The organism is Chryseobacterium sp. (assembly GCF_041914225.1).
Lineage (GTDB): Bacteria > Bacteroidota > Bacteroidia > Flavobacteriales > Weeksellaceae > Chryseobacterium.
In genome coordinates this window covers 1-4,978 of the sequence record NZ_JAYSDT010000094.1, presented here as the reverse complement: position 1 = coordinate 4,978, position 4,978 = coordinate 1, and the positions used below count along the sequence as shown (strand labels likewise).

Here is a 4,978-nt window from a genome sequence, read left to right as displayed (position 1 = left end):
TTGTCCATAAAATGAGTGTGCAAAAATATGCATTTTTTTTATAATAACAAATAAAATCTGAAACAAATTAATTTAAAATTTGTTTTAAAGATTTATGCTTCAGTTTCCTCCGGTAGATCTTCATCGATTCCGTTGTCTACAGCCATTTTTCTAGGCTGCAGGCGGTCGCTCATCAGTTCGCTGTATTCACTTCTGTCTTTGAAAACCTTAATAGCAGTGAAGATGGCTTCTGTAAAACTTTGTTCATCAGCGATGTTTTTTCCTGCAATATCATAAGCCACCCCGTGGTCCGGAGATGTTCTGATAAAAGGAAGCCCTGCAGTATAATTTACCCCTTCTTCATACGCTAATGTTTTGAACGGAGCCAGCCCCTGATCATGATACATTGCGAGCACTGCATCAAAATTTTTGTATTTGTTTGGCTGGAAAAAGCTGTCTGCCGGGAAAGGTCCGAATGCCAGTATTCCGTTGTCAGAAAGTTCTTTGATGGCCGGACTGATGATTTCAATTTCTTCATTTCCGATAACACCACCATCGCCAGCGTGCGGATTTAATCCCAATACGGCAATTTTAGGTTTTTGAATACAGAAATCTTCTACAAGCGTTTGGTTCAATACTCTGATCTGCTTCTTTATTTTTTCTTTGGAAATATTTTCAGCAACCTGTGCAATAGGAATATGATGTGTAGAAACAGCTACTTTAAGATCTTCAGTCACGAGGAACATAAGTCCTTTTTTGCTGAATTTCTCCTCAAAATATCCTGTGTGTCCGGCATGTTTAAAGCCCATCTTTACCATTTCATCCTTGTTGATCGGTGCGGTTACCAACACATCAATATCACCTCTCATCAAGGCTTCAGTAGCTGCTTCCAGAGAATCAATCGCCATTTTAGTAGACTCTTCAGTGGGAACTCCCAATTCTACATTCACGTTTTCTTTGGTAAGATTTACCATATTAAGCTTACCTGCCTGGGCCTGTGAAGCTTCATTGATGTAGTTGAAATTGAGATTCAGCTTAAAAATATTTTTCTGATAAGTGAATAGTTTCCCCGAACCAAAAATTACAGGAGTGAAAAAATCTGTAATAGTTTTGTCTTTCAGAGACTTCATAATGATCTCCGGACCGATGCCGTTGAAATCACCGATTGAAATTCCTACTCGTACTTTATGGTTTTTTGGGCTCATTTTGATTATCTTTGAAGATTATAATTTACAAATTTAGCAAAAAATAATATGTTCACAGGAATTATTGAAGCAGTTGGTGTTATTGAGAAGATTGAAGAAAAAGGAAGCAATATAGATTTTACCCTTACATGTCCTTTTACAAACGAGCTGAAAATTGACCAGAGCCTGGCGCACAACGGCTGCTGCCTTACGGTTGTAGAGATTAAAGACAATCATTATGTAGTTACAGCAATCAACGAAACATTGGAAAAAACCAATCTTGGAAAATGGGAACTGGGAACTGTTGTGAATCTTGAGCGCTGCATGAAGATGGATGGAAGACTGGATGGCCATATCGTTCAGGGACACGTTGATAAAACCGGTGAAGTAGTAAGTATTGAAAATAAAGACGGAAGTTATTTCATTACCATGAAATATGAAAATGACGGAAGTTTTGTAACGGTGCCTCAGGGTTCCATTACAGTAAACGGGATCAGTCTTACTGTTGCTAAAAGTGAAGATGCTCAGTTTTCCGTAGCTATTATTCCTTATACCTGGGAATTTACGAATATGAAACATTTGAAAGTTGGTGATAAAGTAAACCTGGAATTTGATATCATTGGTAAGTATATTGCTAGGTTAATTAAAAAGTAGAATGTCAATTAATAAGTATAAAGGATATAGCTTAAGGAATCGGGTGTTTTTCGGTTTTCTGCTGGTATGCTTCTTAAGTGTTGTTGCCACTTCGCTTGTTCCTTATTTTGTATTAAGGAATAACTCCATGCAGCAAAGTAATATTGACATGCAGGAGAAGACCAATGCTGTAATGCGGTATCTGGACTATGCGGTAAGCCGTACATTGGTGGAAACAGAGGATCTTCCTACAGTTTTGGGAAACAAAATTTTTGAAATTGCAGATATTAACCAGCATGATATTGTTATTTATGATCTGAAGGGGAACTATTTGCTTTCCAACAAAGATGAAAGCCTGATAGACCAGAAGACGATTTCCATTGATATCATTAATAAAATCCTTTCTACTGATGCAAGAGTTGATCTGACAAGGTATGATGCTGCTAAAGATGCCAAGCTGACCTCTTCCTATCTTTTGCTGAAAAATAATGAGCTTGAGCCCATCGGGATTGTTTATATTCCTTTATATCATAATGAGTCTGCTTACCTGGATGTTCTTCATCAATATGTAAAATATATTCTTCTGGTCGATATATTCCTCATACTTTTTAGTATCTGGATCAGCTGGGTTACCTCTAACAGCCTTGCAAAAACCATTACGAAATTCTCTGATATGATTACACGTATTACCTTGTTTGAAAACGAAATGCGTCCTATCAGATATTATAAGAATGATGAGCTTAATGCGCTGGCGAGAGCTTATAACAGAATGATTCTGCAGATTCAGGATCAGAAAGAGAGGCTTAGATTTAAGGCTTCCGAAGAAGCCTGGAGAGAGATGGCAAAGCAGGTAGCCCATGAGGTGAAAAACCCGTTGACTCCGATGAAGCTGACCATCCAGAATTTTGAAAGGAAATTTGATCCTGAAGATCCGAATATCAGAGAAAGGGTAAAACAGATGAGTAAAACTATTGTAGATCAGATTGATCTGATTGCTACAGTAGCTTCTGCTTTTTCGGAATTTGCAAAACTTCCTGAAAAAAATAATGAAGTAATCAACCTCAATACAGAAGTTGAAGATATTCTCCGGGTCTTTAATGATGACAGTATTTTCATGCATGCCAATAAGAGCAATATTATGATCAATATGGACAGGATTTATCTTTCCAGAATCATAACCAACCTTGTTACCAATGCAAAGCAGGCGGAAAGCGACCAGAGGAAACTGATCATTAATGTAGATGTGGAACAGCATCAGAGAAGAGTGATGATCTCTGTTCAGGATAACGGAATAGGAATTCCTGAAAACATGTATGAAAGGATTTTTGAACCGAATTTCACGTCTAAAAGCAGTGGAATGGGCCTCGGGTTGTCGATGGTAAGAAAAATGATTGAAGACTATAAAGGTGAGATCTCTATGAAATCAGAAGTAGGGAAAGGATCCACATTCATTATTACACTGCCTACCAATTTATAGTGAAACCTTTTACGTTTAAGCAATTTGAAATTCAGCAATCTAAAGACGTCTTCCGTGTAGGAACAGACGGTGTCCTGCTTGGAGCTTTGGCTGATGTTGAATTGGCTTCCCGTGTTTTGGAAGTAGGCACCGGTACAGGATTAATTTCCCTGATGCTGGCCCAAAGGAATCCTCATGCTGAATTTTTAGGACTGGATATTAATGAAGATGCAGCACAGCTTACCAGGCTCAATTTTGAAAATTCTCCTTTTTATAAAAGATTAAAAAATAGACATCAGGATTTTAAAACTTTTGAAGCGGGTGACCGGTTTGATCTTATCATATCCAATCCTCCGTATTTTGAAGAATCAGGATCTGAAAAAGATAAGATAGCCCGTCAGACAGTAGAACTGAACTTCAGCCAGTTGATAACCAGGGCGGCAGAATTGTTGTCTGGCAGCGGAATTTTTTCCGTGATCATACCTGTTGAAGCAGGAGAGATTTTCATTTCAATAGGTAAAGAGAGTAATCTGTACCTGAAAAGAAAGATTAATATTAAAGGAATTGATGGTTCAAAGACCAAAAGACTTATTCTGGAGTTTTCTTCAGAAGCAAAAGAGATTGATGAGTCTGATTTTATTATAGAAAAAAGTCCGAGACAATACTCGGACCCATATCTTGAACTCACTAAAGAGTTTCATGTTTTTAAGTAAAGAAGTTAGAAATTAGATTTTAGAAGTTAGTTGTTTCTGACTTCTTAATCTTTAGTTCTTATTCAAATAGTTCTGAAGTATCCAGCACAGAAACTTTTCCGTCTTCACATCTGATAGCTTCTCCAGGAAAGTTCTGGATCATGTGGTAATCGTGTGTTGCCATTACTACAGCGGCACCATTTTCAAGAGCAACCTGCTTCAATAACGTCATAATTTCGTTGGAAGTTTCAGGGTCAAGGTTTCCTGTAGGCTCATCCGCTAAGATAAGATCGGGATGGTTAAGAAGAGCTCTTGCGATAGCAATACGTTGTTGTTCTCCTCCGGAAAGTTCATGAGGCATTTTGTGCTTTTTGCTTTTCATGTTCACGCTTCCCAAAACCTCGTTGATGCGGTCTTCCATTTTTATTTTGTCATTCCAGCCTGTTGCTTCAAGAACAAATTTTAAGTTCTTTTCAACGGTTCTGTCTGAAAGTAACTGGAAGTCCTGGAATACGATTCCTAATTTTCTTCTTAGGTTAGGAATGTCGGAAGGCTTTAGCTTTGCCAGATCAAACCCTACAACCGCTCCGTGTCCTGATGCCAATGGAATGTGCCCGTAAAGCGTTTTCAGAAGAGAACTTTTTCCGGAACCTGTTTTTCCGATAAGATAGCAGAATCTGCCTTTTTTAATGTTAAGATTTACATCAGAAAGTACAGTAAAGTTTTTTTGCGCAATCTTGGCGTGTTGTAAACTTATGATGTTATCTCCGGAGATATGTGTATGTGGCATAATTAAATTTTAAAGGCTGTTTTCTAACAAAAAAATTTCAATCTTTAAAAATAGAAAAAAGATGTCTATCTGACTCTAATTTTAGTAAATTTTAACAACAAAAAATGCCTGAAAAGTAACTTCTCAAGCATGTTTTGTATATGATAATGTAGAAATTATCTCTTAGCGCGTGCTGCACTTACAGTTAATCTCTTTCTGCCTTTAGCTCTTCTCGCAGCCAAAACTCTTCTTCCATTTGGCGTAG

At 37.6% G+C, this 4,978-nt stretch carries 6 protein-coding genes; 3 read left to right on the top strand and 3 right to left on the bottom strand.

What is annotated here, in order from left to right; genetic code table 11:
• Positions 1-92 precede the first annotated feature (92 nt).
• Positions 93-1,184 carry a 4-hydroxythreonine-4-phosphate dehydrogenase PdxA gene (gene pdxA, locus ACE3RB_RS19685; RefSeq protein ID WP_374465763.1) on the bottom strand — a complete coding sequence of 364 codons (1,092 nt, stop codon included), beginning with the start codon at positions 1,182-1,184 and terminating at the stop codon, positions 93-95.
• Positions 1,185-1,232: 48 nt separating this feature from the next.
• Here pdxA and ACE3RB_RS19680 point away from each other — a divergent pair, with 48 nt between their 5' ends.
• Genes ACE3RB_RS19680 through ACE3RB_RS19670 form a run of 3 tightly spaced genes read left to right on the top strand, consistent with a single transcriptional unit; the run spans position 1,233 to position 3,965 of the window.
• Entirely contained in the window at positions 1,233-1,817 is a 585-nt protein-coding gene (locus tag ACE3RB_RS19680) for a riboflavin synthase (RefSeq protein ID WP_374465762.1), read from the top strand.
• A gap of 1 nt (position 1,818) precedes the next feature.
• Positions 1,819-3,273 (top strand): ATP-binding protein, encoded by a 1,455-nt coding sequence (locus ACE3RB_RS19675; RefSeq protein ID WP_374465761.1) that lies wholly within the window; start codon positions 1,819-1,821, stop codon positions 3,271-3,273.
• On the top strand, positions 3,273-3,965 hold the full coding sequence (locus tag ACE3RB_RS19670; protein ID WP_374465760.1) for a tRNA1(Val) (adenine(37)-N6)-methyltransferase: 693 nt from the start codon (positions 3,273-3,275) through the stop codon (positions 3,963-3,965). Before ACE3RB_RS19675 ends, ACE3RB_RS19670 begins: the two co-directional genes overlap by 1 nt.
• Before the next feature lie 58 nt (positions 3,966-4,023).
• Here the strand turns inward: ACE3RB_RS19670 and ACE3RB_RS19665 are convergent, their stop codons facing one another.
• Together ACE3RB_RS19665 and ACE3RB_RS19660 are read right to left on the bottom strand one after the other, a co-directional pair.
• Complete coding sequence (locus ACE3RB_RS19665) at positions 4,024-4,734, bottom strand: cell division ATP-binding protein FtsE (protein WP_374465759.1); 711 nt, start codon at positions 4,732-4,734, stop codon at positions 4,024-4,026.
• Between the two features lie 155 nt (positions 4,735-4,889).
• On the bottom strand, positions 4,890-4,978 hold an 89-nt coding region (locus tag ACE3RB_RS19660; protein ID WP_374465764.1), incomplete at its 5' end, for a 50S ribosomal protein L34.